The 22144-nt window shown below is 69.9% G+C and carries 23 protein-coding genes and 1 pseudogene; 13 read left to right on the forward strand and 11 right to left on the reverse strand.

The window, feature by feature from the left end:
* The first annotated feature begins 10 nt into the window (after positions 1 to 10).
* Positions 11 to 1363 (forward strand): D-inositol-3-phosphate glycosyltransferase, encoded by a 1353-nt coding sequence (gene mshA, locus ACFU8Q_RS03320; RefSeq protein WP_384447174.1) that lies wholly within the window; start codon positions 11 to 13, stop codon positions 1361 to 1363.
* The gene (locus ACFU8Q_RS03325) at positions 1356 to 1898 is read left to right on the forward strand and encodes a YbjN domain-containing protein (protein ID WP_384447175.1); all 543 of its coding nucleotides are present in this window, start codon (positions 1356 to 1358) and stop codon (positions 1896 to 1898) included. The genes mshA and ACFU8Q_RS03325 overlap by 8 nt, the downstream gene beginning before the upstream one ends.
* A gap of 173 nt (positions 1899 to 2071) precedes the next feature.
* Here the strand turns inward: ACFU8Q_RS03325 and ACFU8Q_RS03330 are convergent, their stop codons facing one another.
* Positions 2072 to 3157: a phosphotransferase family protein gene (locus ACFU8Q_RS03330; RefSeq protein WP_384447177.1), complete on the reverse strand. Its 1086-nt coding sequence runs from the start codon at positions 3155 to 3157 to the stop codon at positions 2072 to 2074.
* 185 nt (positions 3158 to 3342) lie between these two features.
* Here ACFU8Q_RS03330 and ACFU8Q_RS03335 point away from each other — a divergent pair, with 185 nt between their 5' ends.
* Together ACFU8Q_RS03335 and ACFU8Q_RS03340 are read left to right on the forward strand one after the other, a co-directional pair.
* Entirely contained in the window at positions 3343 to 4131 is a 789-nt protein-coding gene (locus tag ACFU8Q_RS03335) for a hypothetical protein (RefSeq protein ID WP_384447178.1), read from the forward strand.
* 145 nt (positions 4132 to 4276) lie between these two features.
* On the forward strand, positions 4277 to 4549 hold the full coding sequence (locus ACFU8Q_RS03340) for an SCO0607 family lipoprotein (RefSeq protein WP_384447227.1): 273 nt from the start codon (positions 4277 to 4279) through the stop codon (positions 4547 to 4549).
* A gap of 49 nt (positions 4550 to 4598) precedes the next feature.
* Here the strand turns inward: ACFU8Q_RS03340 and ACFU8Q_RS03345 are convergent, their stop codons facing one another.
* The 3 genes from ACFU8Q_RS03345 to ACFU8Q_RS03355 all read right to left on the reverse strand — a co-directional run bounded on the left by ACFU8Q_RS03345 (position 4599) and on the right by ACFU8Q_RS03355 (position 5446).
* Complete coding sequence (locus tag ACFU8Q_RS03345; RefSeq protein WP_384447180.1) at positions 4599 to 4841, reverse strand: hypothetical protein; 243 nt, start codon at positions 4839 to 4841, stop codon at positions 4599 to 4601.
* Positions 4838 to 5086 (reverse strand): hypothetical protein, encoded by a 249-nt coding sequence (locus ACFU8Q_RS03350; RefSeq protein WP_384447182.1) that lies wholly within the window; start codon positions 5084 to 5086, stop codon positions 4838 to 4840. The genes ACFU8Q_RS03345 and ACFU8Q_RS03350 overlap by 4 nt, the downstream gene beginning before the upstream one ends.
* Positions 5087 to 5263: 177 nt before the next feature.
* Positions 5264 to 5446: a hypothetical protein gene (locus ACFU8Q_RS03355; RefSeq protein WP_384447184.1), complete on the reverse strand. Its 183-nt coding sequence runs from the start codon at positions 5444 to 5446 to the stop codon at positions 5264 to 5266.
* A 646-nt stretch (positions 5447 to 6092) separates the two neighbouring features.
* Here ACFU8Q_RS03355 and ACFU8Q_RS03360 point away from each other — a divergent pair.
* Positions 6093 to 6359, forward strand: a complete 267-nt coding sequence (locus ACFU8Q_RS03360; RefSeq protein ID WP_384447186.1) for a hypothetical protein — start codon at positions 6093 to 6095, stop codon at positions 6357 to 6359.
* A 460-nt stretch (positions 6360 to 6819) separates the two neighbouring features.
* The gene (locus ACFU8Q_RS03365; RefSeq protein ID WP_384447187.1) at positions 6820 to 7362 is read left to right on the forward strand and encodes a GNAT family N-acetyltransferase; all 543 of its coding nucleotides are present in this window, start codon (positions 6820 to 6822) and stop codon (positions 7360 to 7362) included.
* A gap of 62 nt (positions 7363 to 7424) precedes the next feature.
* Here ACFU8Q_RS03365 and ACFU8Q_RS03370 read toward each other — a convergent pair whose 3' ends face one another.
* From ACFU8Q_RS03370 to ACFU8Q_RS03395, 6 genes and pseudogenes are all read right to left on the reverse strand, one after another.
* The gene (locus ACFU8Q_RS03370) at positions 7425 to 8009 is read right to left on the reverse strand and encodes a rhodanese-like domain-containing protein (protein ID WP_384447189.1); all 585 of its coding nucleotides are present in this window, start codon (positions 8007 to 8009) and stop codon (positions 7425 to 7427) included.
* A gap of 124 nt (positions 8010 to 8133) precedes the next feature.
* Positions 8134 to 9522 (reverse strand): rhodanese-like domain-containing protein, encoded by a 1389-nt coding sequence (locus tag ACFU8Q_RS03375; protein ID WP_384447191.1) that lies wholly within the window; start codon positions 9520 to 9522, stop codon positions 8134 to 8136.
* Between the two features lie 94 nt (positions 9523 to 9616).
* Positions 9617 to 9843 (reverse strand): annotated as a pseudogene (locus ACFU8Q_RS03380) (rhodanese-like domain-containing protein).
* Between the two features lie 477 nt (positions 9844 to 10320).
* Positions 10321 to 11187: a GNAT family N-acetyltransferase gene (locus ACFU8Q_RS03385; RefSeq protein WP_384447193.1), complete on the reverse strand. Its 867-nt coding sequence runs from the start codon at positions 11185 to 11187 to the stop codon at positions 10321 to 10323.
* 480 nt (positions 11188 to 11667) lie between these two features.
* Positions 11668 to 12444 (reverse strand): class I SAM-dependent methyltransferase, encoded by a 777-nt coding sequence (locus tag ACFU8Q_RS03390; RefSeq protein WP_384447195.1) that lies wholly within the window; start codon positions 12442 to 12444, stop codon positions 11668 to 11670.
* A gap of 207 nt (positions 12445 to 12651) precedes the next feature.
* Complete coding sequence (locus ACFU8Q_RS03395; protein ID WP_114245786.1) at positions 12652 to 13413, reverse strand: phosphoglyceromutase; 762 nt, start codon at positions 13411 to 13413, stop codon at positions 12652 to 12654.
* A gap of 238 nt (positions 13414 to 13651) precedes the next feature.
* On the opposite strand from ACFU8Q_RS03395, the gene ACFU8Q_RS03400 reads away from it, so the two are divergent.
* Positions 13652 to 14977 carry an MDR family MFS transporter gene (locus tag ACFU8Q_RS03400; protein WP_384447197.1) on the forward strand — a complete coding sequence of 442 codons (1326 nt, stop codon included), beginning with the start codon at positions 13652 to 13654 and terminating at the stop codon, positions 14975 to 14977.
* 107 nt (positions 14978 to 15084) lie between these two features.
* Here ACFU8Q_RS03400 and ACFU8Q_RS03405 read toward each other — a convergent pair whose 3' ends face one another.
* The gene (locus tag ACFU8Q_RS03405) at positions 15085 to 16545 is read right to left on the reverse strand and encodes a purine-cytosine permease family protein (protein ID WP_384447199.1); all 1461 of its coding nucleotides are present in this window, start codon (positions 16543 to 16545) and stop codon (positions 15085 to 15087) included.
* A 161-nt stretch (positions 16546 to 16706) separates the two neighbouring features.
* Between ACFU8Q_RS03405 and ACFU8Q_RS03410 the strand changes: the two genes are divergently transcribed.
* From ACFU8Q_RS03410 to ACFU8Q_RS03435, 6 genes are all read left to right on the forward strand, one after another.
* A complete protein-coding gene (locus ACFU8Q_RS03410; RefSeq protein WP_384447201.1) occupies positions 16707 to 17615 on the forward strand; it encodes a LysR family transcriptional regulator in 909 nt (302 codons plus the stop codon).
* Between the two features lie 152 nt (positions 17616 to 17767).
* Positions 17768 to 18343 (forward strand): flavin reductase family protein, encoded by a 576-nt coding sequence (locus tag ACFU8Q_RS03415; RefSeq protein WP_384447203.1) that lies wholly within the window; start codon positions 17768 to 17770, stop codon positions 18341 to 18343.
* A gap of 31 nt (positions 18344 to 18374) precedes the next feature.
* Positions 18375 to 19847 (forward strand): 4-hydroxyphenylacetate 3-hydroxylase family protein, encoded by a 1473-nt coding sequence (locus tag ACFU8Q_RS03420; protein ID WP_384447205.1) that lies wholly within the window; start codon positions 18375 to 18377, stop codon positions 19845 to 19847.
* On the forward strand, positions 19844 to 20302 hold the full coding sequence (locus ACFU8Q_RS03425) for a RidA family protein (RefSeq protein ID WP_384447207.1): 459 nt from the start codon (positions 19844 to 19846) through the stop codon (positions 20300 to 20302). Before ACFU8Q_RS03420 ends, ACFU8Q_RS03425 begins: the two co-directional genes overlap by 4 nt.
* Positions 20299 to 20976, forward strand: a complete 678-nt coding sequence (locus ACFU8Q_RS03430; protein ID WP_384447209.1) for a DUF1028 domain-containing protein — start codon at positions 20299 to 20301, stop codon at positions 20974 to 20976. Before ACFU8Q_RS03425 ends, ACFU8Q_RS03430 begins: the two co-directional genes overlap by 4 nt.
* A complete protein-coding gene (locus tag ACFU8Q_RS03435; RefSeq protein WP_384447211.1) occupies positions 20973 to 22121 on the forward strand; it encodes a M20 family metallopeptidase in 1149 nt (382 codons plus the stop codon). Before ACFU8Q_RS03430 ends, ACFU8Q_RS03435 begins: the two co-directional genes overlap by 4 nt.
* The last annotated feature ends 23 nt before the right edge of the window (positions 22122 to 22144 follow it).

Raw genomic sequence — 22144 nt, forward strand, 5'->3', positions numbered from 1 at the left:
ACCGGACGACGTGAGTCAGTACGTCTCCCGGCTCGGCAGCAGCCGCGTCGCGCCGCGCCTCAGGTTCCCCACCGCGTTCCCCGGCGGTCACCGCAAACCCCGCCGTGTAGCGATGCTCTCCGTGCACACCTCGCCGCTGCACCAGCCGGGCACGGGTGACGCGGGCGGCATGAACGTCTACATCGTGGAGCTGGCCAGGCGCCTCGCCGCGATCAACATCGAGGTCGAGATCTTCACCCGGTCCACCACCGGCGGGCTGCCCCCGACGGTCGAGCTGGCGCCCGGCGTCCTGGTCCGGCACGTCGACGCGGGACCGTACGAGGGTCTGGCCAAGGAGGAGCTGCCCGCCCAGCTCTGCGCCTTCACGCACGGCGTGATGCAGGCGTGGGCCGGTCAGCGCCCCGGCTACTACGACCTGGTCCACTCCCACTACTGGCTCTCCGGTCATGTCGGCTGGCTCGCGGCCCAGCGCTGGGGCGTCCCGCTCGTCCACGCCATGCACACCATGGCCAAGGTCAAGAACGCGTCGCTCGCCGCGGGCGACACCCCCGAGCCGGCCGCCCGCGTCATCGGCGAGACCCAGATCGTGAGCGCGGCCGACCGGCTGATCGCGAACACCGCCGGAGAGGCGGAAGAGCTCGTCCGCTTCTACGAGGCCGATCCCGGGGCCGTCGCGGTCGTCCACCCCGGGGTCAACCTGGACCGCTTCCGCCCGGCCGACGGTCGGGCGGCGGCGCGTGCGCGCCTCGGACTGCCGCGGGACGCCCTGATCCCGCTCTTCGCGGGGCGCATCCAGCCGCTGAAGGCCCCGGACGTGCTGCTGCGGGCCGTCGCCGCCCTGCTGGACCTCGATCCCTCGATGCGTACCCGGATGGTCGTACCGGTCGTCGGCGGCCCCAGCGGCAGCGGGCTCGCCAAGCCGGAGGGGCTGCAGAAGCTGGCCGCCCGGCTCGGCATCGCGGACGTCGTACGGTTCCACCCGCCGGTCGGGCAGGACCAGCTCGCCGACTGGTTCCGGGCCGCGTCCGTGCTGGTCATGCCCTCGTACAGCGAGTCCTTCGGCCTGGTCGCCATAGAGGCCCAGGCGGCCGGCACCCCGGTCGTCGCGGCGGCCGTCGGCGGGCTCCCGGTGGCGGTGCGGGACGGGGTCAGCGGCTTCCTGATACCGGGGCACGACCCGCAGGCGTACGCCCAGGCGCTGGGCCGGTTCGCCGACGCACCGGAACTGGTCGCCCGGATGGGTGCGGCCGCTGCCACACACGCCCAGGGCTTCGGCTGGGACACCGCCGCGTCCGCGACCGCCGACGTGTACACGGCCGCGATGCACGAACATCGCCGTCGCGTACGCTCGCACCATGGCTGACGTACCCGACGAAGCGGCAACGGCTGTGGCGGCGACGGCGCAGGCCACACAGGTCGCGCAGGTCATCGAGGCGACCCTGGAGGACGCCGGGCTCGTCTGGGAGAGCCCCGAACCCGGTGGCTACGTCGTCACGCTGCCCGGCACGCGCAAGCTGTCCACCACCTGCTCACTGCGCGTCGGCAAGCACTCGCTCTCCCTCAACGCCTTCGTCGTCCGCCACCCGGACGAGAACGACGCGGCGGTCCACCGCTGGTTGCTGGAGCGCAACCTCCGCCTCTTCGGCGTGAGTTACGCGATCGACCCACTCGGCGACATCTATCTCGTCGGCAAGCTGCCGCTCTCCGTGGTCACCCCGCAGGAGCTGGACCGGCTGCTCGGCACGGTCCTGGAAGCGGCCGACGGCTCGTTCAACACTCTGCTGGAGCTGGGTTTCGCGAGCGCGATCCGCAAGGAATACGACTGGCGTGTGTCGCGCGGTGAATCCACGCGGAACCTCGACGCATTCACGCATCTGACCCAGCGCCCGGCCGACTGACCGTCGGCGGCGGTTCGGCGTCCCGGCACACCGGGCTCCTCCATACGAAGCTTCCCCGTCAGGGACTTCCCCGGTGCACGACTCCTTCGCCGTGCCGGGGGGTCGTGGCATGCTCGCCGCCGTTGCGGACATGAGCGTCGTTCGCATGCATGGAAGGCTGCGGGTCGGTGGGGTCAGCCCCTTGCCCGCAGCGCCGACTCCACGTCCTCCAGCGCCGACACGAGCTGCGGAGCGACCTCCGTCCAGGCCCGGTCCAGGTGCTCCCGCGGAACGCGGCGCGGGACGGTCTCCACCAGCATGATCAGGTAGAGGTAGCAGCGGTACAGCGCGAGTCGCAGCCGCACGGACGCGTCGAACAGGACCGGGCGTCCGGTGCCCTGCGCGTACCCGGTAAGGAAGTCCGCGTCGTCCTCCATGTCCGCGAACAGCGCGAGCGATACGAAGTCGGCGACCGGGTCGCCCCAGAACATCCGCTCGCCGTCGATGATCCCGCCGATGGTGCGTGCGCCGGGCTCCCCGTCGACGAGCAGGTTGCCCTGCCACAGGTCGAAGTGGACCAGGGCGGGCCGGGTGACGTCGTCGAGTACGGGGGACGCGGCGGCGAACAGCGCACGGATACCGGCCGGCGATCGCGGCAGTCGGGCGTGGTAGGTGTCGGCGTCGGCGAGGACGGCGTCGGTCATCGCGGTGAACGCCTGCCGCCAGGTCGGCGACAGCGGCCCCAACGCCTGCCCCGGATAGCCGAATCCGGCGGGGCCCGTGACGGAGTGCAGGCGGGCGACGATCCGTCCCAGCTCGTTCCTGAGCCGGCGCTCTTCCGCGTCGGACATGGCGGCGGGGGCGATTTCGTTCCAGGGCCGGCCCGGGCACGCCGACATGATCACGTACGGACCGGTCGGGGACGCGGGTGAGGCGGATGGATCCAGGAACTCCGGGAACACCGAGAGCTGTGGGAAATCAGGGAACGTCGGTAGCTGTGAGGTGAGTTCGCTGTGCAGGACGCGGGGGACCACTGCTGTCGACGCACCCGCGCGGCCGTAGAACTCGACCTCGTTGACCAGCAGATCGCGCTCGTAGCTCATGAGCGTTCCGGCGACCGCGGGCGGCGGTATCTTCACCACCCAGTCGCTGCCGTCGGTGAGAGCGACCCGGGTCACGGCGTTGAACGTGCCTCCGGCGAGGGGAGTGCATGCGGTGATCCGTTCCTTCGGCACGCCAACGGACCGGAGAACGCGCGCAGTTGTCTCATCCATCTGCATGGGTAGAAATGCCCCTTTGTGTCGGAAGTCGTTAGGGCTTGCGGTGAAGGGCTGTGCCTTCACGGGACGATCACGGCGCCGTCACGATCGCATCCCGTGCCCTCCTTTGTTGATCAACAAACAAACTCCCGCTCATAAAGTAGGCAAAACCCGAAGACTCCAGCTCAGAGAGACGGACCGGACTCATGCGATCCACCGCCATACGCCGTACCGCTGTTGCCGCCGCCGCGGCGTCCCTGGCCCTGCTCGCCGCCGGTTGCGGTGGCGGCTCGGACTCCGATTCCGGCGGCAAGGGTGCGGATGCCAAGGGCAAGGAGTCCGCGGCCGCGAAGCCGGCGGCCAAGGCGCTGACCGCTGCCGAGTTGGAGAAGGTCGCGCTCGCCCAGGGTGACGTCAAGGGGCACAAGATTTCCGAGGCCGCGGCCAAGGATGTGGTGCCCGTCGACGACATCAAGGTCGAGAAGGAGGTCTGTGCACCGCTCGCGCACGCGCTGATGGGCGCGGAGGTCGGTGAGCCCGGCGCGTTCACCAAGCGGACTGTCGTCAGCGAGCCCAAGAAGGGCAGCATGGACAAGGACAGCGCGGACCCCGAAGAGGCGTTCAAGACGGCCTTCGACATCACGACGACGCAGCTGGCCCTGGGCTCGTACGACGGCAAGGGTGCGGAGGAGTCGGTCGCCTCCCTGCGTACCGCGGCCACCGAATGCGCGGGCGGGTTCGACTTCACGGCGGCCGGTGAGAAGCAGAAGGTCAGCAAGATCACCGAGGAGCAGGTCAAGGGCGGCGAAGAAGCGGTCGCCTGGACGGTGCAGCTGGAACAGGGCGGGGAAAAGGGGCAGTTGAAGCTGGTGGCCCTGCGTCAGGGCTCCACGCTGGCCTCGTTCTCCTCGATGAACCTGGCTGCGATGGGTGGGGGCGGGGACTTCGAGCTGCCGACCGCGGTGGTCGAGGCCCAAGCCGCCAAGCTGGCGTAGGGTTCCTGTACGGACATAAGTGAGTATTCGTACTCATGGTCGATGTCTCGTGCTCCGGGCAGGCTGGGTCGTACCAACCACCCCGAGGGAGGCAACTGTGCACGGAAGCAACCGACGCGGCCGCGCGGGCCGGTTCGCGGTCGGCATCGCCCTGGTCTCCGCGACCGCGGCGCTGCTGACCGCGGGCTGCTCGCTCCAGGACGCGACGTGCGGCGGCGGCGAATACCCGGTCATGACCGTCGGGAGCACCGGATCGGCGTGCGTGCCCAATGGCGAGGATCCGCCGAAGGGGTACGTCCGCTATCCGAAGGGCAAGGTTCCCGAGCACGTGGGCGACAAGTGGGACACGTACTGGGAGACCCACTCCGTGGATGAGAACGGCAGGATCATCGACGTTCCGGCGGACTCCGGGGAGTGAGCACGTCCCGCTCGGAGGCGCCGGTGGCCTGCGCCCGGGACCGGTTTGTTCAGGGCAGCGGTACGAGCCTCACCACGGTGACGGTCAGGACCGACCCGGAGACGTAATAGAGCACGATCGCCCCGGCGACCGTCGCCTCGCGGCGGTCGCGCTCGCTCTTGACGGCCGACGACCCGTGTCCGTACGGGTCGAGGCCCAGGGTGCGTACCATCTCGTCGCGGAAGGATTCGCCTTCGCGCATCTTGGCCAGGGTGTCGTCGGCGGGTGGGGCGTAGGAGATGCGGAAGCTCAAGCGACGGTCCGCCTCTCGGCCTCGTCCTGTGCCAGCCGGTCCAGGATCTTCTCGGCCTCCGGATCGGGCACGGCCTCCAGCATCCAGTGGCGCATGACCGCCTGGATCTCGCCCACACCGGCGTCGTTGATGGCGCGGTCGAACTCCGCGCGTCTCTCTTCGGGAAGGGTCGCCCGGATGTCCGGGATGCTGTTGGGTACGTCGACTTCGGCTCCGCCGACGAAGGTCTTCAGGGGCTCGCCCATGATTGCTCTCCCCGCTCTCCTTGCTCTCTCCGCACGGCCCGCCCCGTCGGCTCCGCCCTTGCGCGGGCCGGTACTTGGGTCACGTTAGCGCCAGGTCCGGAGGCGGACGCGGAGCCCACGCGATATGTTTCCGCCGGGACCGGAACATCATGGGGCATATTGCCGCGCGACGGGGCGTCAGGTGTCGGCAAGAGCTGGGCGGCCCGCCAACTGGCCGCTGAAGCGGGGTTTTTCGTGGTCGAGTTCGACGACTTGGTCGGCGCCGTCGAGGCCATGACGACGGCCGAACACCACCCCGGCCTCCACTAATTCGACGGCATTCCCGACACCGCACACCACCGGGCAGGAAGCAATGATCAAGGCCTCGACGCGCCACCGCCAATCATCTCGTCAGTAGTGTTTCGCACCTCGTTATTCCGACCGACAAGGTAGTTGCGTTGAAATGGCGCGCACTGCCTGGGATGCGGAGTAGTAACTGCCGGTCAAGTCGGCTGCCCGGGCGTCAACTTCAAGTTGATCGCCGTCCCATGCGCCGTGTTGCTCGTCCTATGGCGCTCGGCCCCGAGCCATCGGTGGCACGGGAGCGACGATTCTTCAGCCTGCGCCGTGGGGCGGGCGAGTTGTGGCTCGATGCGCCCCGCAAGCTTGATTTGTCAAATAGTGCAGATTGCGAGGCATTGACGAAAGGCGCAAGCTGGAGATATGGGGAACTACCCCATGGGCGTTCAGCCTTTGGTGCGTAACCACTGAGGACACGAAGGGCGTCGCAGATTCACGATCTTGAGGGGGCACAGCCATGTCTAGCGCATCCAGGCGGCGAATCCCCGGTTTCATCGGCGCTACGGCTTTGATCTCGGCTCTTGCTTTTTCAGGAGCCGCTCCTGTCGCGGAAGCGGCACAGCCGGCGCAGGCAGCGTCCACGTCGCAGGCCGTTGCCAGGTCCATTGACACGGCGCAGCAGAGAACTGCGCCAACCGCCGGACAGTGCTTCCGTCACGGTGAACGAGTGCCGTGCAACGACAACAACTTCAACCAGGACCAGAACCGGCACAACGGGCGGCACAACAACGAGGACAATCAGCAGAACAATCAGCAGAACAACCAGCAGAACAACCAGCAGAACAACCAGCAGAACAACCAGCAGAACAATCAGCAGAACAATCAGCAGAACAACCCGAACGCTGGTTGCCACATCACCACCACGAAGACCGTCGATGTGGCAACGGGGAAGTCCCAAGAGGTGACTGAGACCATTTGCCTCCCGGCGGCGTAGTCGAGATGCGGGTGGGTGAGAGCGGCGACTGATGAGGGAAGGGGCCGAAGGTGACGCCCCGAGCAACCGTGGTGACAACCCGGCCCTGTTCGGGAGAGCGTCGGTTGGGGCGGACCGGCGATGCCGCCCAGCACGGCAAGGGGTGCGAGCGCACGACGGAGTCGCGACCTCCGGGTCGCCACCGCTCGCACCCCGAAGCCCGGGTGCTCGGCGTCGTACGTGAACACTTGGCCGCCGCCGGGACGTTACCGCGACGCCTCGCGGCGCCGGGGTCGGCCCACCGTCACCTGCCGTCGGCGTAGTCGCCGGCGGCCGTCGCGCCGCCCGTCGTGGACATCTCGCTGAAGGCCCAGCGCCAGTAACCGTCCCTGGACGCCTTGACCGTACGTGGTGTTCAGGTTGCCCGAGGAGTTCGCTCTGACCCGGTCACCAAGCGGTCGTACCCGTAAGGTGCGGCTCCATGAACATCGACTTCCGGCGCCTGAGCGACTCCGACGCTGATGCCCTCGTCCGCTTTCTGACCGGAGAGAGGTGGCCCTTCCACGTGATCGGCGAGGTGGACGATGCGACAGCGCGTCAATGGGTCGCCGAGGGGCGCTTCGCGAGCGAGGAGAACCGCAGCTTCTGGATCGTTGCGGACGGGACCCCCGTCGGTCTGGTCCGGCTCATGGACCTGGCCGACGATACGCCCATGTTCGATCTGCGGATCGAGGCCGCGCACCGGGGCAGCGGCATCGGCGCGCAGGCTGTGACATGGCTGACGCGCTACCTGTTCACGGAGTTCCCGGAGGTGCGTCGCGTCGAGGGCACTACCCGACAGGACAACGTTCCGATGCGGCGCGTCTTCCTGCGCTGCGGCTACGTCAAGGAAGCGCACTACCGCGACGCGTGGCCGGCATACGACGGAACGGTCCACGACACCGTCGGCTATGCGATCCTGCGCCGCGACTGGACGGCGGGCACCGTAACGCTTCCTCCGTGGGACGACGACCCGATCGACTAGATGGTGCGGCACCAGGGACTCGTGGACTCCGACGAACAGGGACGCCGCGATGACCAGGGCGGTCATGACGTGCCCCGCAGTTCCGCGATCACGCTGCGGATGTCGGTGCGCGGTCCGCGGTTGTAGGGGAGCTTGGACAACAGAACGCCCATGGCGCAGGAGTTGCTCAGAGCCGCGTACGTCAGGCCGGCGCCGACCGCGGTGCCGATGAGGTGCGCGCCGGGAACGAAGAGGCCCACCAATCCGGTCGCAAGGACGATCGAACCGGCGACGAGCCGGACCTGGCGCTCCATGTCCCAGCGGTCGGTGCCGCGGTTCGCGGGAGCGCCTGCCATCTCCCAGGCGTTGATGCCGCCCTCCAGTACACGGAGGTTCGGCAGGCCGGCCTCGGCCAGAGCCTTTTCGGCCTGGGCGGCACGGGTCCCGGAGCGGCAGACCAGGATGACGTCCTCGTCGAGGTGGGCCAGCATTTCGTTCCGGTGCTCGCGCAGGGTGGCGAGAGGCACGTTGTAGGCGCCTGGGATGTGGACCGTGCGGAACTCGCCGGGCGTGCGCACGTCGAGGATTCGCGGTGCGCGTTCCTCCTGTACGAGGCGGTGCAGGACGGCGGGCGTGATCGAGGAGGTCTGGGTGGACTTCTCAGCCATGGGAGGCTCCGTTCGGAGAGAGTTTGATACGCCGGGGGTATTGATCGGAATCGGCTGGGTGACCGCCCCGGACGGAGGACGACCCCTGCCCGGGGCGTGCTCGAAAGTCGCGGGAGAAGGACGGTCAGACGTCGGCGGGTTCCGCCGACAGGGCCCAGGCGGCGTAGCCGCCGAGAAGGTCGGAGACGTCCTCGAAGCCGCGGTGGCGCAGCAGGCTGGCCGCGATCGAGGAGCGGTGGCCGCCGGCGCAGTGCACGACGAGGGGCCGGTCGGTGGGGATCTCGTCCAGGCGCGTGGGCAGTTCGCTCAGGGCGATGTGCGTGGCGCCCTCGATGAAGCCGTTCGCGCCGCGTTCTCCGCAGGCGCGTACGTCGACGACGAGCGGGGGGTTTTCTCCTCGCAGGGCGGTGCGCAGCTGTGCAGCGGTCAGGCGGCTCGCGGGAGCGACCTCCTCGGCCAGCTCCTTCAGGGCGTCCTCGGGGTTGCGGAGGTAGCCCATCGCACGGTCGAAGCCGATGCGGGCGAGGCGGGTGACGACTTCCTCCTCCCGGTTCTCCGGAGCCATGACGATCAGCTCGTCGGCCGGGTCGAGGACGGTGCCGGCCTGTTCGGCGAACCGGCCCTCGGCGGGTACGTTGACCGCCCCGCGCAGGTGACCGTTGGCGAACTCCTGCGGGTCCCGGGCGTCGACCACGACCGCCCCCGCCTGTCGCAGCTCGGTGAACTCGGCCAGGGACAGCGGGCGGGGCGCCGCGGCCGAGTCGAACAGGAGGCGTTCCTTGCGGTTGAGTTCCGCGTCGAAGGCGAAGTACCCGGGTGCGGCGGACTGGCCGGCGGTGACGAGCGCGACGAAGTCCTCGCGGCTCATCGGCGCGCAGGCGTAGTTGGTGGCGCGCTGTTCTCCGATGGTGGACTGCTTCTCGGTGGAGAGGTTCTTGCCGCAGGAGGAGCCGGCGCCATGGGCGGGGAAGACCCGGACCGCGTCGGGCAGCGCCATCAGCTTGTTCTGGACGCTGTCGTGAAGCATCCCGCCGAGTTCGTCCGCGGTCACGCCCACGGAGGCGAGCAGGTCGGGGCGGCCGACGTCGCCGATGAACAGTGCGTCGCCGGTCAGCACTCCGTAGGGAACCGCGTCGTCGGCGTGCTCGTACACCAGGACGCTGATCGACTCGGGGGTGTGGCCGGGGGTCTCCATGATCTGCAAGGTGACATCGCCGAGGGAGACACGTTCGCCGTCGGTGAGCTTGCGGATGGGGTACTCGGTCTCGGCGCGGTGGCCGTAGCCGATCCAGGCGCCGGTGTGGTCGGCCAGCTCCAGGTGGCCGGCGATGAAGTCGGCGTGGAAGTGGGTGTTGATGACGCCCACGACGGTGAAGCCGTGCGCCCGGGCGTCGGCCAGGTACTCCGAGACGTCTCTGCGCGGGTCGACGACCACGGCCCGGCCGGTCGTCTCGTCGGCGATCAGGTACGACGCCTGGGAGAGGCAGTCGAGGTAGTACTGGGTGAAGAACACGGCAAACCCTCCATCGGGGACGCGCACCCGGCCGGGTGCGGAAAGTTGATCGAAGACGCGTCGGCGCCTTCCGAATGGGCCCGGGGTTCGGGCTTCAGGCGGCCTCGGTCGCAGCGCCGCGGTCGATGGGGCGACCTGCCCGGGCCCAGGCGACGGTGCCGCCCGCGACCGAGACGGCATCCACGCCGAGCGTCCGGAGGTGCTCGGTGGCCCGGTCACTGCGGTTGCCACTCGCGCAGATCACGTAGACGGTCCGCTCTCCGGGCAGGGCACCCACGACGGCGTCGAGTGCGGACAGGGTGCGAGGCGGGCGCCGGGCACGTGGCCGGCCCCGTACTCGTCCGGCTCCTGGACGTCGATCACGCGCGTCGTTCGCGAGCTCCGCCGCGCAGACCTTCAGATCCACTTCGCGCATGAAGAACCCTCGCTTCCAGATACCCCCCTAGGTATGTGTGTCTTCGACCGTAGGCGGGCCCGCGACAGGAAGTCAAATACCCCTACGGGTATTGCGCGTCACATACGAAAAATACCAGTGGGGGTATCCTGGCCTGCGGGTAATCGGATCTTGAGGGGGATGGAAGGGGCGATGGAACGGTGGACGGGCGGGTCTCGCCCTCGCGTGGAGTGACGGCTGGGCCTCCGGGAGAACTGGGCTCGGTTCTCGGCTACGCGGCTTTACCCACCTGTTCGGGCAGTGGCCCGTGTCGGGCGGCCGGCTCCTGATACTGCTCCTGCGGCCCCAGTGGCCTCGTGAGGTGCCACAGCTCGTTCCGCCGGTCGAGAGCCTGGATCCGGCGACTACGTCCGTGTGGTGTGGGTGAAGCCGAGGGAGGTCAGTCCTTCGGCCTGGCACAGGCGGTCGGAGGGGCCGTCGACCTCTGTCTGGAGCAGTTGATAGGCGGCGCCGCGGGACTGGCCCCAGCGCATCGCGGCCCGCCACAGGACGCGTCCGAGTCCCTGCCCTCGGGCCGCGGGCAGGACGGCGAAGTATTGCGGCATGAGCTGGGGGCGTCCGATGGCGTCGGGGCGTACTTCCATGGGGCCGATCGCTCCCACGATGCGGTCCGCAACGGCGGCGGCGAGGACGGGCCCGCACTGCCCGGCCCGCATCCGGGTGCAAAGGAAGGCCAGGCCGTCGCCCGCCATGGCCTCGGCGAACGGGGCGAAGGTCTCCTGCACGGTGGCCGGCCAGTCGGTGAGGGGGGCGACCGGGCCGCCCGGGTCGGGGCAGGGGCCGGTGGTGAAGTCCTTCAGCTGAATGCGGGTGCCGCGCGGGTGTGCGGTCTCGGGGCCGAGGGGGCGTACAACCTTCGCGTCGACCACGTCGTGCGCGGCTGCGAGCTTCGCGGCAAGTTCGGCGGCCCCGCCCACGATGCTGCCGTGGTGTCCGTAGGCGAAGACCTTGACGGTGCCGCGTCCGCGTCGGTTCAGGGTGGGGATGAGGGTGTGCTCGGGCTGGTGGACCACGTCTTCGCGGAGGACTTTCTCCTCCTTCTCGCTGCCCCAGCGCTGGTCCTTGTCGTAGGGCAGGAAGTCCCCGGTGTCGGCCGCTCGCAGAGTGTCCTCGAAGAGGTCGGCGGTGAGGGCCTCGGGGTGGACGGGCCCGAGGGTCGGCACGATCGGTGCGGTCAGTTGGGGCCGGAGCCAGTCCCAGCGGAAGAACATGAGCGGCACCCTAACGGTGGGCCGGGCAGGGCTCAGGCCCCGACGCGAGCACGCCGGGGCCTGAACGGAGTCGACCGGATCTGTCGGTCAGTGGGGGTTGTCGTCACCGGCGTCGCGGGAGCATTCCGCGCTCTCCACGATGACGTCGAGGTCCTGGGGTCGGCGGAGCGGCTTTGGGCTGGAGCTGCTTTGGAACCCGCCAGGGCCGGCTGACACCTGCCGTCCCACGCCGGGCAGCGGAATCACCTAGTGCCGTGACCGGCAATGTTTGCCCCATGAAGAGCGTCGTCCGGTGCGAGCGATCGCAAGGCGGCCGGGAGCCCTTGGATGGGGTCTCCCCTGCTCGAACGAAGTTGAGAGCTCGGGGAAGGAGCTACCAGGGCTTTTGGCCAACGCGGAAGGGGGTCCCCCCTGGCCCTCAAGGCCTTGGGGGAGTGCGTGCTGGGCGGCGCGACGGGGCAAAGCTTGCCGGGAGGGGCACTAGTCGCCGACGCGAGCCACAAGCAGCGGTTGGAAGAAGCCCGTCTCCTGCGGCATCCGCCACCCGAGGTCGACAAACCCGGCCTCGGCTGCGAGGCCGGCTAGTTGGTCCTGGCCGAGTGCCCAGTAGGTGGTCCGGCGGACCTGGACGCGCCACTCTCCGCCTTCCGGAAGCAGTTGGAAGTGCTCCAAGTCGTAGTGTTCGCCGTCGTCATGCCAGTGCCAGAGCTGGAAGGTGACGGTTCGTTCTCCGCTGTCGGCGCAGTCGGCGATCCGGTGGACTTGCGGCGGCGTCGAAGCCGGGCGCTCGCGCACCAGGTCGTCATAGGGACGTGTGCTGACCAGCAGCCGGCCGGCGGGACGCAGCACGCGACGCATCTCGGCCAGCGCAGCGTGCACATCCCGCTCTGTCAGCAGGTGAGGCAGCGAGTTGTCGGCGCAGACGACGGTGTCGAACTGGTCGTCGGGAAACGGGAGGTGTCGCATGTCTGCGGCGGCTGTGCGCAGGCTCAGGCTCCGGCGGGCGGCCTCACGGGCAGCGCGGGCGGCGGCGCGGGGGCTGAGGTCGGTCCCCGTGACGCGGTGCCCGCGCAGCGCCAGGCCGATGGCCTGCGTGCCGATGCCACAGGAACAGTCGAGCACCGCCGCACGATCCTGGCCGATCAGGGCATCCAGGGCGTCCCCCTGCCTACGGACGCTCACGTCCCAGTCTGAGTAGATCAGGTGGTAGTCGTCGGCCAGTTCGTCATAGAAGCGCGCCACCGATGTCTTGGACATGGCCCGAAACTACCGGGCCTGATTCCCCGGAGGCCCTGCTCGCCCAGGCCCGCGAGGTCTACCCCCGCGACCGGCGCCTACGAGTGGCGGCGTGCTCGCAATGTCTGACGGCCCGACCGGGCAACCGACGGCCCACAGACGGCCCAGCCCACACCAAAGCCCCCGCCCCGCGAGAAACTCGCAGGTCGGGGGCTTGCCAGTGTCGCGTTACTTCTTCTTGCCCTGATTCTTCACGGCCTCGATGGCGGCCTTCGCGGCGTCCGGGTCGAGGTACGTACCGCCCGGCTTGATCGGGCGGAAGTCGGCGTCCAGCTCGTAGGCGAGCGGGATGCCCGTCGGGATGTTCAGGCCCGCGATGTCGGCGTCGGAGATGCCGTCGAGGTGCTTGACCAGGGCGCGGAGGCTGTTGCCGTGGGCGGCGACCAGGACCGTACGGCCGGCCAGGAGGTCCGGGACGATGCCGTCGTACCAGTACGGCAGCATGCGGACGACGACGTCCTTGAGGCACTCGGTGCGCGGGCGCAGCTCCGGCGGGATCGTCGCGTAGCGCGGGTCGTCGCTCTGGGAGAACTCGGTGCCGTCCTCCAGGGCGGGCGGCGGGGTGTCGTACGAGCGGCGCCAGAGCATGAACTGCTCCTCGCCGAACTCGGCGAGCGTCTGCGCCTTGTCCTTGCCCTGCAGGGCGCCGTAGTGGCGCTCGTTCAGCCGCCAGGAGCGGTGGACGGGGATCCAGTGGCGGTCCGCGGATTCCAGCGCGAGCTGCGCGGTGCGGATGGCGCGCTTCTGGAGGGAGGTGTGCAGGACGTCGGGGAGCAGGCCGGCATCCTTGAGCAGCTCACCGCCGCGGACTGCTTCCTTCTCGCCCTTCTCGGTGAGGTTGACGTCCACCCAGCCGGTGAACAGGTTCTTCGCGTTCCATTCGCTCTCGCCGTGGCGGAGGAGGATCAGCTTGTACGGTGCGTCGGCCATGGCTCCGAGCGTAATCGAAGCCGTACGAGCGCTGCGCGGCCGGTCACAGGGCGGACAGGTGGGGGGACGGATGGGGGACAGGGGGCGGGCGAGAGGGGTGTGGCCGGCTCGGGTGCGTGACGATTGACGGGCGGCGTCAATTGAGTAGCGGACTGGAATCCGGGGTTCGTAATGTTCGGGTGACCATCGGGCCTCTTACCGATGGTGTCCGTTCTGTACTTCCCTGGGGGGATTCCGTATGTCTGTCGCCGGTCTCAGACGGGCCGCACGTGAATCCGTGTCCGGTCTCCCCAGGGAGTTCTGGTGGCTGTGGACCAGCACGCTGGTCAACCGCCTCGGGGCGTTCGTCGCCACGTTCATGGCGCTCTACCTGACCCTGGACCGGGGCTACTCCGCCTCGTACGCCGGTCTGGTCGCGGCGCTGCACGGGCTCGGCGGGGTCGTCTCCTCGCTCGGGGCGGGGGTGATGACGGACCGGCTCGGCCGGCGGCCCACCATGCTCATCGCGCAGACCTCGACCGCCGTGTCCGTGGCCGTCCTCGGGTTCATGGTCCATCCGGTGGCGATCGCGGCCGTCGCATTCGTCGTGGGCATGGCCAGCAACGCCTCGCGGCCCGCCGTGCAGGCCATGATGGCGGACATCGTCCGGCCCGAGGACCGGGTGCGGGCCTTCTCTCTCAACTACTGGGCGATCAATCTCGGCTTCGCCGTCTCCTCGGCGGGGGCCGGGTTCGTCGCCGAGTACAGCTATCTCGCCGGGTTCCTGGGCGAGGCCGCGATGACGCTGGTCTGCGCCTTCGTCGTCTTCATGAAGGTGCCCGAGTCGCGGCCCGAGAAGGCGGCGGCGGTGCCCGGCCGTGCGGTCGGCGGCGCGGACGAGGTCCGGCTCTCCACGGTGCTGCGCGACGGGCGGTTCATGAGCGTCGTCGGGCTGTCCTTCGTGATCGCGCTGATCTTCCAGCAGGGGTACGTGGGGCTGCCGGTGGCCATGGGGGCGGACGGGTTCTCCAGCTCCGACTTCGGCACCGCCGTCGCCGTCAACGGTGTGCTGATCGTGGTGCTCCAGATCCCGGTCACCCGCTTCATCCAGCACCGCGATCCGCGTCGGCTGCTCATCGTGTCGTCGCTGCTCGCGGGGTACGGATTCGGGCTGACCGCGTTCGCCGGGTCCGTCGCCGTGTACGCGCTGACCATCTGCGTCTGGACGGTCGCCGAGATCGTCAACTCGCCCATCCAGACCGGTCTCGTGGTCCGGCTCTCGCCCGCCCAGGGCCGCGGCCGCTATCAAGGCATGTACACGATGTCCTGGTCCGCGGCGGCGCTGATCGCACCGCTGATGTCGGGTGTGGTGATCGACCGCTTCGGGGCGGCGTGGCTGTGGGGCACCTGCGCCGTCCTGGGGACCGGGGCCGCGCTCGGGTACTGGCTGCTGATGCGGAATCTGCCGGGGGAGGACGGGGCGGAATCCGCGGGCGGCAGCCGGGTGGCGGAGAGTGGCGGCGGCGAGGGGAGCGGTGTCCGCGCCGCTGCCGGGGCCGAGCCTTCCGTCGAGCCGGCGGGCTGAGACCGAATGAGGCGGGGGCGAGGCTCAGCGAAACGGGCTGGGACGGGACCGGCCGGGGCGACCGCACGGTCGTCGCCCTCGCCCCGGCCCGTCCCGCCCGCTCGCGGTTACGGGGCCGGGCTCGCCGCGCCGGCTACCGCGGCCGGCGACTCCTGGTGCCGCGGTACGGAGGGCCGCTCGTCGCCCTCGCCCCGGCTCCGTGCCCAGAAGTAGTACACCGGAGCCGTCACCACCAGGCCGACCAGCCACGACAGGTCCGCGCCGCCCAGTGGCCCGACCAGCGGGCCGGTGTACAGCGACGTGGCGACGAACGGGAGCTGGACGAGGATGCCGATCGCGTACGACACCAGCGCCACCGTGTTGAAGCGGCCGTAGCGTCCGCCGTCCGGGAGGAAGAGGTCGCCGAGCTCGTAGCGGCCCCGGTGCACCAGATAGAAGTCGATCAGGTTGATCGCGGTCCACGGGACGAGAACGATCAGGAGCACCAGCACCAGGTTCACGAAGTGCGAGACGAAGTCGCTGGAGAGGCCGACCGCGATCAGCAGCGCGGCCACCAGCACCACGGCCGACACCGCGCCGCGCGCCGCCTGGCGCGGCTGCCACGCGGTGCGGAAGGTCTGGCCGATCGTGATGAGGGAGAGCACCGCCCCGTACAGGTTCAGCGCGTTGTGGTTGATCACGCTGAAGAGGAAGAGCAGCAGGATCACCGGGCCGAAACTGCCCGCCGCGCTGTCGAATCCCGCCACGGTGTCGTCCGTGCCGGGGGCGGCCAGCCCGATGACCGTGCCCGCCAGGAACGGCAGGGTCGAGCCCAGACAGGAGCCCCAGTAGGTGGCCCAGAAGGTGGCCGAGGTACGGACCGTGCGCGGCAGGTAGCGCGAGTAGTCGGAGACGTACGGGGCGAAGGCCAGCTGCCACAGGGCGCTCAGCGAGACCGTCGCCAGCCAGCCCGCGAAGGTGAAGCCGCCGCGCGTGAAGAAGTCGTCCGGCAGTCCGCGCGCCACCACGATCGCCAGACCGGCGACGATGCCGATGCCCAGGACCCAGGTCGCCACCTTGTTCAGGGTGTGGATCAGCCGGTAGCCGATCCAGCAGATCGCCGCCGAGCCGAGCGCCCCCAGCACGATGCCCGCGTCGACCGGGACGCCGGGCGCGAGGCCGTGCAGCGACTTGCCCGCGAGCACGATGTTCGACGCGAAGAAGCCGATGTACATCGCCGCCGCGACGACCACGATCAGCAGTGCGCCGATCGCGCCGAACTGCGCCCGGCTCTGGATCATCTGCGGCACGCCCAGCTGCGGGCCCTGCGCCGAGTGCAGCGCCATGAAGACGCCGCCCACGAGTTGGCCGACCACGATCGCGAGCACGCTCGACCAGAAGGACTGGTGGAAGACCTGCACCCCCATGGCACCGGTCACCAGCGGCAGCGGGGCGATGTTCGTGCCGAACCACATGGTGAACAAGTCCCGTACGCGGCCGTGCCGTTCGCTGTCCGGGACGTGATCGATCGTGTGCTGTTCGACGGCGGCGGCGGCGGCGGTGGCCGCCGGCTCTTCGGGACCGGACATGCGGACTCCCAGGGGACGGGGGTGAGGTGGCTCCATGGCGGAGAAGATGCGGGTGGTCGGTGAGTCTCGAACGGTTTCAGCCAGCGGTCAAATAGTGATTTCGACGTGGTTACATCTGATTTCTTGATGCAATGTTGCGCGGCAGGGCGCAGAATCCGGTCATGGCCAAGGACGCGAACTTCACCCTCGTACAGCTCCGCTACTTCCTCGCGGCCGCCGAGCTCGGCTCCATGACCGCCGCCGCGCAGCGCATCAACGTGTCGCAGTCGGCGGTCTCCACGGCGGTCACCCATCTGGAGCGGGAGCTCGGGGTGCAGCTGCTGATCCGCCGACATGCCAAGGGGCTCTCGCTGACCGGGGCGGGGGAGCGGTTCCTGCACGAGCTGCGCGGCTTTCTGACCCATGCCGACGAGCTCGCCGAGTCCGCCCGGAGCCTCGGCTCGGACCTGGTCGGCGAGCTGGCCGTGGGCTGTTTCCAGACCCTGGCGCCGTTCTATCTCCCGCGCCTGCTGCGGGAGTTCGGCGAGAGCCACCCCGCCGTACGGATCGAGGTGCACGAGGACGACACCCCCGCCCTGCAGGAGAGCCTGCGCAACGGGGAGTGCGAGCTGGCGCTGCTGTACGACCTCGATCTGGACGCCGACATCGAGTGCGAGGTGCTGGCGATGGCCCCGCCGTACGCCCTGGTCCCGGCGGGGCACCGGCTGGCCGACAGCGGCTCGGCGCGGCTGGCGGACCTGGCCGAGGAGCCGATGATCCTGCTCGACCTGCCGGTCAGCCGGGACTATTTCCAGTCGGTGGTCGCCAAGGCGGGCGGCGAGCCGCGGGTGCGCCACCGGACCAGGAGCTACGAGACCGTACGCGCCCTGGTCGCGGCCGGACACGGCTGGGCGCTCCTCAACCAGCGCCCGGCGCACGACCGTACGTACGACGGCGCCAGGGTCGTCGACCTGCCGCTCGCCGACCATCTGCCCGCGCTGCCGCTGGTCCTCGCGAAGCTGCGCGGCGTCCGGCTGACCGGGCGCGCGCAGGCCTTCGCCGCCGTGTGCCGGGAGGCGCTCCGGGGCTGAGGCCGGGCCGGGCAAGGCTGTGACCGGGCTGGATCTGAATGCATCTGGAAAATCGATGCAATAGAGCGAAAAGATCAGCTTTACGGATAGCCCGCCGCCCTCCCATAGTGGTCCACCACCAGGACCGCACACTCCAGGGGAGGCCGCAGCCCATGACGATCGCTCCGCACCACCCGGTCCAACCGGCCACCGCCCGCGGCGACTTCGCGGGGCGGGAGCGCACGATGGACCCCACCGCCCGCGCCGACTTCGTCGCCGCGATGGGCAATGCCGCGACCGGTGTCACCGTCGTCACGACCGACGGACCCGCCGGCCGCTTCGCGCAGACCGTGAGCGCCATGTGCTCCGTCACCGCCGACCCGCCGTCGCTCCTCGTCTGCGTCAACGAGCGCAGCCCGCTCGCCGAGGCCGTCGTCCGCAACGGCCACTTCGGCGTCAGTGTCCTCAGCCTCGGCCAGGCCCACGTCTCCGATGTCTTCGCCGGCCGGCCCGCCCACGGCGCGGGCCACGCCCCGTACGACTTCGACTGCGCCGACTGGCACACCCTCGACACCGGCTCGCCGCTGCTGCGCGACGCGGCGGCCGCCTTCGACTGCCGTCTCGGTGACGCCGTGGTCTCCGGCACGCACCGGGTCCTCTTCGGCGCCGTCGCCGCCAGCACCGTCTCCACGACGGACGCGCCGCTCGTCCACCACGCCCGTACCTACGGCGCGCACCGCCCCCTCTGACACCGCAGAACAACACCGAAGGAGTACGGAGATGATCCGCACCGGAGAGCAGTACCGGGAGTCGATCCGCGACGGCCGCGACGTCTGGATCAACGGCGAGAAGGTCGCGGACGTCCCCGCGCACCCCGCCTTCAAGCCGCTCGTGGACATCCGCGCCCGGATCTACGACATGGCCCACGACCCGGAGACCCGGGACACTATGACGTACACCGACCCGGAGACCGGTGAGGTCAACGCCGTACAGCAGAAGCCGCCGCGCACCCGCGAGGACTGGGACGCCAAGCGTGCCGCGACCGACGCCGTGCTCAGCGATGTCGGCGGCGTCGTCACCCGCGTCGGCGACGAGACCATCGGCGAGGTCTGGTCCCTCATCGACGGCCAGGACGTGCTGAACGAGATCAACCCCACGTACGCCGAGAACGTCAAGCGCCACATCGACCTGGCCTGCTTCGGCGACCCCTTCCACGTCTCCGCCAACACCGACCCGAAGGGCGACCGCTCCAAGCGCCCCCAGGACCAGGACCCCGACATGCTGCTGCATGTCGTACGGGAGACGGACAACGGCATCGTCGTGCGCGGCGCCAAGTACGAGACGGCCGCCGCGTACTCCAACCAGGCGTTCACCAAGCCGACCATCGCCAACTGGGGCAACTCCGAACTCTCCGACTACGCCCTCGGGTTCATGCTCGACATGGGTGCGCCGGGCCTGAAGTACATCTGTCGTACGGGCTTCGCCGGAGCCAAGCCCATCGAGGACTACCCGGTCTCCAACCGCTTCGACGAGGTCGACACCCTGGTCGTCTTCGACGACGTCGAGATCCCCTGGGAGAACGTCCTGTTCTACCGGGACACCAAGGCCGCCACCTTCATCCGCGCCACCCTGCACCGCTACAGCGCCTTCGCCTTCACCCAGCGCAATCTGCGGCTCGCGGACCTGATGATCGGCGCCGCCCTGTGGAACGTGAAGCAGACCGGCCTGGAGAAGCAGCAGGCCGTCCAGGAGAAGCTGGCCACGCTCGCCTGCTACCGCGAGGGCATCAACGCCCACCTCACCGCGGCGATCGCGATGGCCGAGCCCAGCCCCGGCGGGCTGCTCATGCCGAACCAGTCGCTGCTCTACACCGGACGGGTGCTGGCCTGTTCGCAGCTGCACGAGATGATGCACATCGCCCGTGAGCTGTGCGGCGGTCAGATCTGCATCACCCCGGACAAGGCTTCCTTCGACCACCCGGACACCAAGCCGTGGCTGGACAAGTTCTACTCGATCAACGAGCACTGGGTCGCCGAGGACCGCCGCAAGCTCCTCGCGTACGCCCGTGACCTGCTGAACTCCGACTACGCGGGTCACCGGCTGACCTTCCAGCTGTTCGCCCAGTCCCCGCCCTTCGCCCACCTGGGCGCCGTCTACCGCAACTTCGACTGGGACGGCCCGCTCGACCTGGTCAAGGACGCGGCCGGGCTCTCGGACAACGTGCTCGGTTCGCTGGGGAGGTCCGCCAAGTGACCGTCCACGACCGCATCCGCTGTTTCAACACCGCCGACACGTACCCCGAGCAGGACCTCTCCAACGATCTCGCGCAGGCCGTCGTCGCCGACGGCACCGTCTATCTGCGCGGCCAGATCGGCCAGGACCTCGACACCCGCGAGAGCGTCGGCGTCGGCGACGTGGCGGCCCAGGCCGAGAAGGCCATGGCCAACATCGCGATGCTGCTGGAGGAGTCCGGCAGCCGGCTCGACGAGATCGTCAAGATCACCGTCTATCTGACGGACATCCGCTACCGCGAACCCGTCTACCGGACCATGGGCCGCTGGCTGAAGGGCGTCCACTACGTCTCCACCGGCCTGGTCGTCTCGGCGCTGGCCCGCCCGGAGTGGCTGGTCGAGATCGACGCCACCGCCGTGATCCCGGCCGAGCGCCGGGCCGAGGCGGCGGCCCGGCGACAGGAGGCCGGCGCGTGACCTTTTCCCTCGCCGCCCGCTGCGCCCGCACCGGACAGTTCGGCGTCGCCGTCACCTCCTCCTCGCCCGCCGTGGCCGCACGCTGCGCCCACGTACGGGCGGGCGTCGGGGCGGTCTGCTCGCAGAACGTCACCGATCCGCAGCTCGGCACCCGGCTGCTCGACCTGCTGGCCTCAGGCAGCTCCCCGGCCGCCGCCGTCCAGGACGTCGTCGACTCCGAAACCACCATCGAATACCGGCAGTTGACCGCCATCGGAGTGAGCGGTCCGGCCGCCGTGCACTCCGGGGCGCGCGCCCTGGGACGGTACGCGGAGGCGATCGGCCCGGACGCCGTCGCCGCCGGGAACCTGCTGTCCGGCCCCGGCGTCCCGCAGGCCATGCTCGACGCCTTCGCCGCCGACCCGGCCGCCCCCCTGGGGCAGCGCCTCGTCGACGCGCTGGCGGCCGGTGCGGCGGCGGGCGGCGAGGAGGGCCCCGTCCGCTCCGCCGGACTCCTCGTCGCCGACCGGGTCGCCTGGCCGGTGACCGATCTCCGTATCGACTGGACGGACGGCGACCCGATCGCCGAACTCGCCGCCCTGTGGAAGGTCTGGGAGCCGCAGGCCGCCGCGTACGTCAGCCGGGCGCTCGCTCCCGACGAGGCGCCGTCGTACGGCGTCCCGGGGGACGAATGAAACACGTCCGCACCGCCGTCGCCGCGATCGAGGACCAGCTCCTCGCCCTCAGCCATCGCATCCACGCCCACCCCGAGGTGGCGTGGGAGGAGGAGAAGGCGGCCCGCTGGGTGTCGTACGCCCTGAACGACCTCGGGTTCGAGGTGCGCTCCGGCACGGCGGGGCTGCCCACCGCCTTCACCGCCACCATCGGGTCCGGGCCACTGCACCTGGGCATCTGCGCCGAGTACGACGCACTGCCCGGCCTCGGCCACGCCTGCGGACACAACATCATCGCCGCGGCGGCGGTCGGCGCCGCAGCCGGACTCGCCCCGTTCGTCGATGAGTTGGGGCTGACGGTCACGGTCTTCGGCACCCCCGCCGAGGAGGGCGGCGGCGGCAAGATCCTGATGCTGGAGCGCGGCGCCTTCGACGGGGTGCACGCGGCGATGATGGTCCACCCGGGCCCGGTCGACGTCGCCGAGGCCGACCCGTTCGCCGTCGCCCATCTGAAGGTCCGCTACCACGGCAAGGCCGCCCACGCGGCGGCCTACCCCGAACAGGGGCGCAACGCCGCCGACGCCTTCACCGTCGCCCAGGTCGCGATCGGACTGCTGCGCCAGCAGCTCCCCGGCCGGACCAGGGTGCACGGCATGATGACGCGCGGCGGCGAGGCCCCGAACGCCATCCCCGAGCTGACGGAGGGGCGTTGGTACGTGCGCGCCGACACCCTGGAACAGCTCGCCGAGCTCCAGCCACGCGTCGAGCGTTGCTTCGAGGCCGGCGCGCTGGCATCCGGGTGCGAGCTGGAGATCGAGCCGGAGAGCCGCCCGTACTCGGAGTTCCGCAACGACGCCGGACTGCTGGCGCACTACCGGCGCACGGCCCGGCAGCTGGGGCGCACCTTCGAGTCGGGCACCCCCGCCGCCCGGATGAACCGGGCCTCGACCGACATGGGCAACGTGTCGCGCGTGGTGCCCGCCATCCACCCCTACCTGGGCATCGGTTCGCTGCCCGCGGTCAATCACCAGAAGGAGTTCGCCGCGCACTGCGTGGGCGGTGAGGCCGACCGTGCGGTGCTCGACGGGGCGACGGCGATGGCGCTGACGGCGGTGTCCGTGGCCTCGGACGACGAAGAACGGGCCCGGCTCGTCGCGGGGCGGTGAATCCCGGGCCGTGAAGCCCGAGC

It is taken from the genome of Streptomyces sp. NPDC057543, from assembly GCF_042801895.1.
Lineage (GTDB): Bacteria > Actinomycetota > Actinomycetes > Streptomycetales > Streptomycetaceae > Streptomyces.

Excerpts from the sequence above, each read along its gene's own strand:
- ACFU8Q_RS03325 (WP_384447175.1), top strand. The coding sequence starts at position 1,356 with ATGGCTGACGTACCCGACGAAGCGGCAACGGCTGTGGCGGCGACGGCG.
- ACFU8Q_RS03330 (WP_384447177.1), bottom strand. The coding sequence starts at position 3,157 with ATGCAGATGGATGAGACAACTGCGCGCGTTCTCCGGTCCGTTGGCGTG.
- ACFU8Q_RS03335 (WP_384447178.1), top strand. The coding sequence starts at position 3,343 with ATGCGATCCACCGCCATACGCCGTACCGCTGTTGCCGCCGCCGCGGCG.
- ACFU8Q_RS03350 (WP_384447182.1), bottom strand. The coding sequence starts at position 5,086 with ATGGGCGAGCCCCTGAAGACCTTCGTCGGCGGAGCCGAAGTCGACGTA.
- ACFU8Q_RS03365 (WP_384447187.1), top strand. The coding sequence starts at position 6,820 with ATGAACATCGACTTCCGGCGCCTGAGCGACTCCGACGCTGATGCCCTC.
- ACFU8Q_RS03370 (WP_384447189.1), bottom strand. The coding sequence starts at position 8,009 with ATGGCTGAGAAGTCCACCCAGACCTCCTCGATCACGCCCGCCGTCCTG.
- ACFU8Q_RS03385 (WP_384447193.1), bottom strand. The coding sequence starts at position 11,187 with ATGTTCTTCCGCTGGGACTGGCTCCGGCCCCAACTGACCGCACCGATC.
- ACFU8Q_RS03390 (WP_384447195.1), bottom strand. The coding sequence starts at position 12,444 with ATGTCCAAGACATCGGTGGCGCGCTTCTATGACGAACTGGCCGACGAC.
- ACFU8Q_RS03395 (WP_114245786.1), bottom strand. The coding sequence starts at position 13,413 with ATGGCCGACGCACCGTACAAGCTGATCCTCCTCCGCCACGGCGAGAGC.
- ACFU8Q_RS03400 (WP_384447197.1), top strand. The coding sequence starts at position 13,652 with ATGTCTGTCGCCGGTCTCAGACGGGCCGCACGTGAATCCGTGTCCGGT.
- ACFU8Q_RS03405 (WP_384447199.1), bottom strand. The coding sequence starts at position 16,545 with ATGTCCGGTCCCGAAGAGCCGGCGGCCACCGCCGCCGCCGCCGCCGTC.
- ACFU8Q_RS03410 (WP_384447201.1), top strand. The coding sequence starts at position 16,707 with ATGGCCAAGGACGCGAACTTCACCCTCGTACAGCTCCGCTACTTCCTC.
- ACFU8Q_RS03415 (WP_384447203.1), top strand. The coding sequence starts at position 17,768 with ATGACGATCGCTCCGCACCACCCGGTCCAACCGGCCACCGCCCGCGGC.
- ACFU8Q_RS03420 (WP_384447205.1), top strand. The coding sequence starts at position 18,375 with ATGATCCGCACCGGAGAGCAGTACCGGGAGTCGATCCGCGACGGCCGC.
- ACFU8Q_RS03435 (WP_384447211.1), top strand. The coding sequence starts at position 20,973 with ATGAAACACGTCCGCACCGCCGTCGCCGCGATCGAGGACCAGCTCCTC.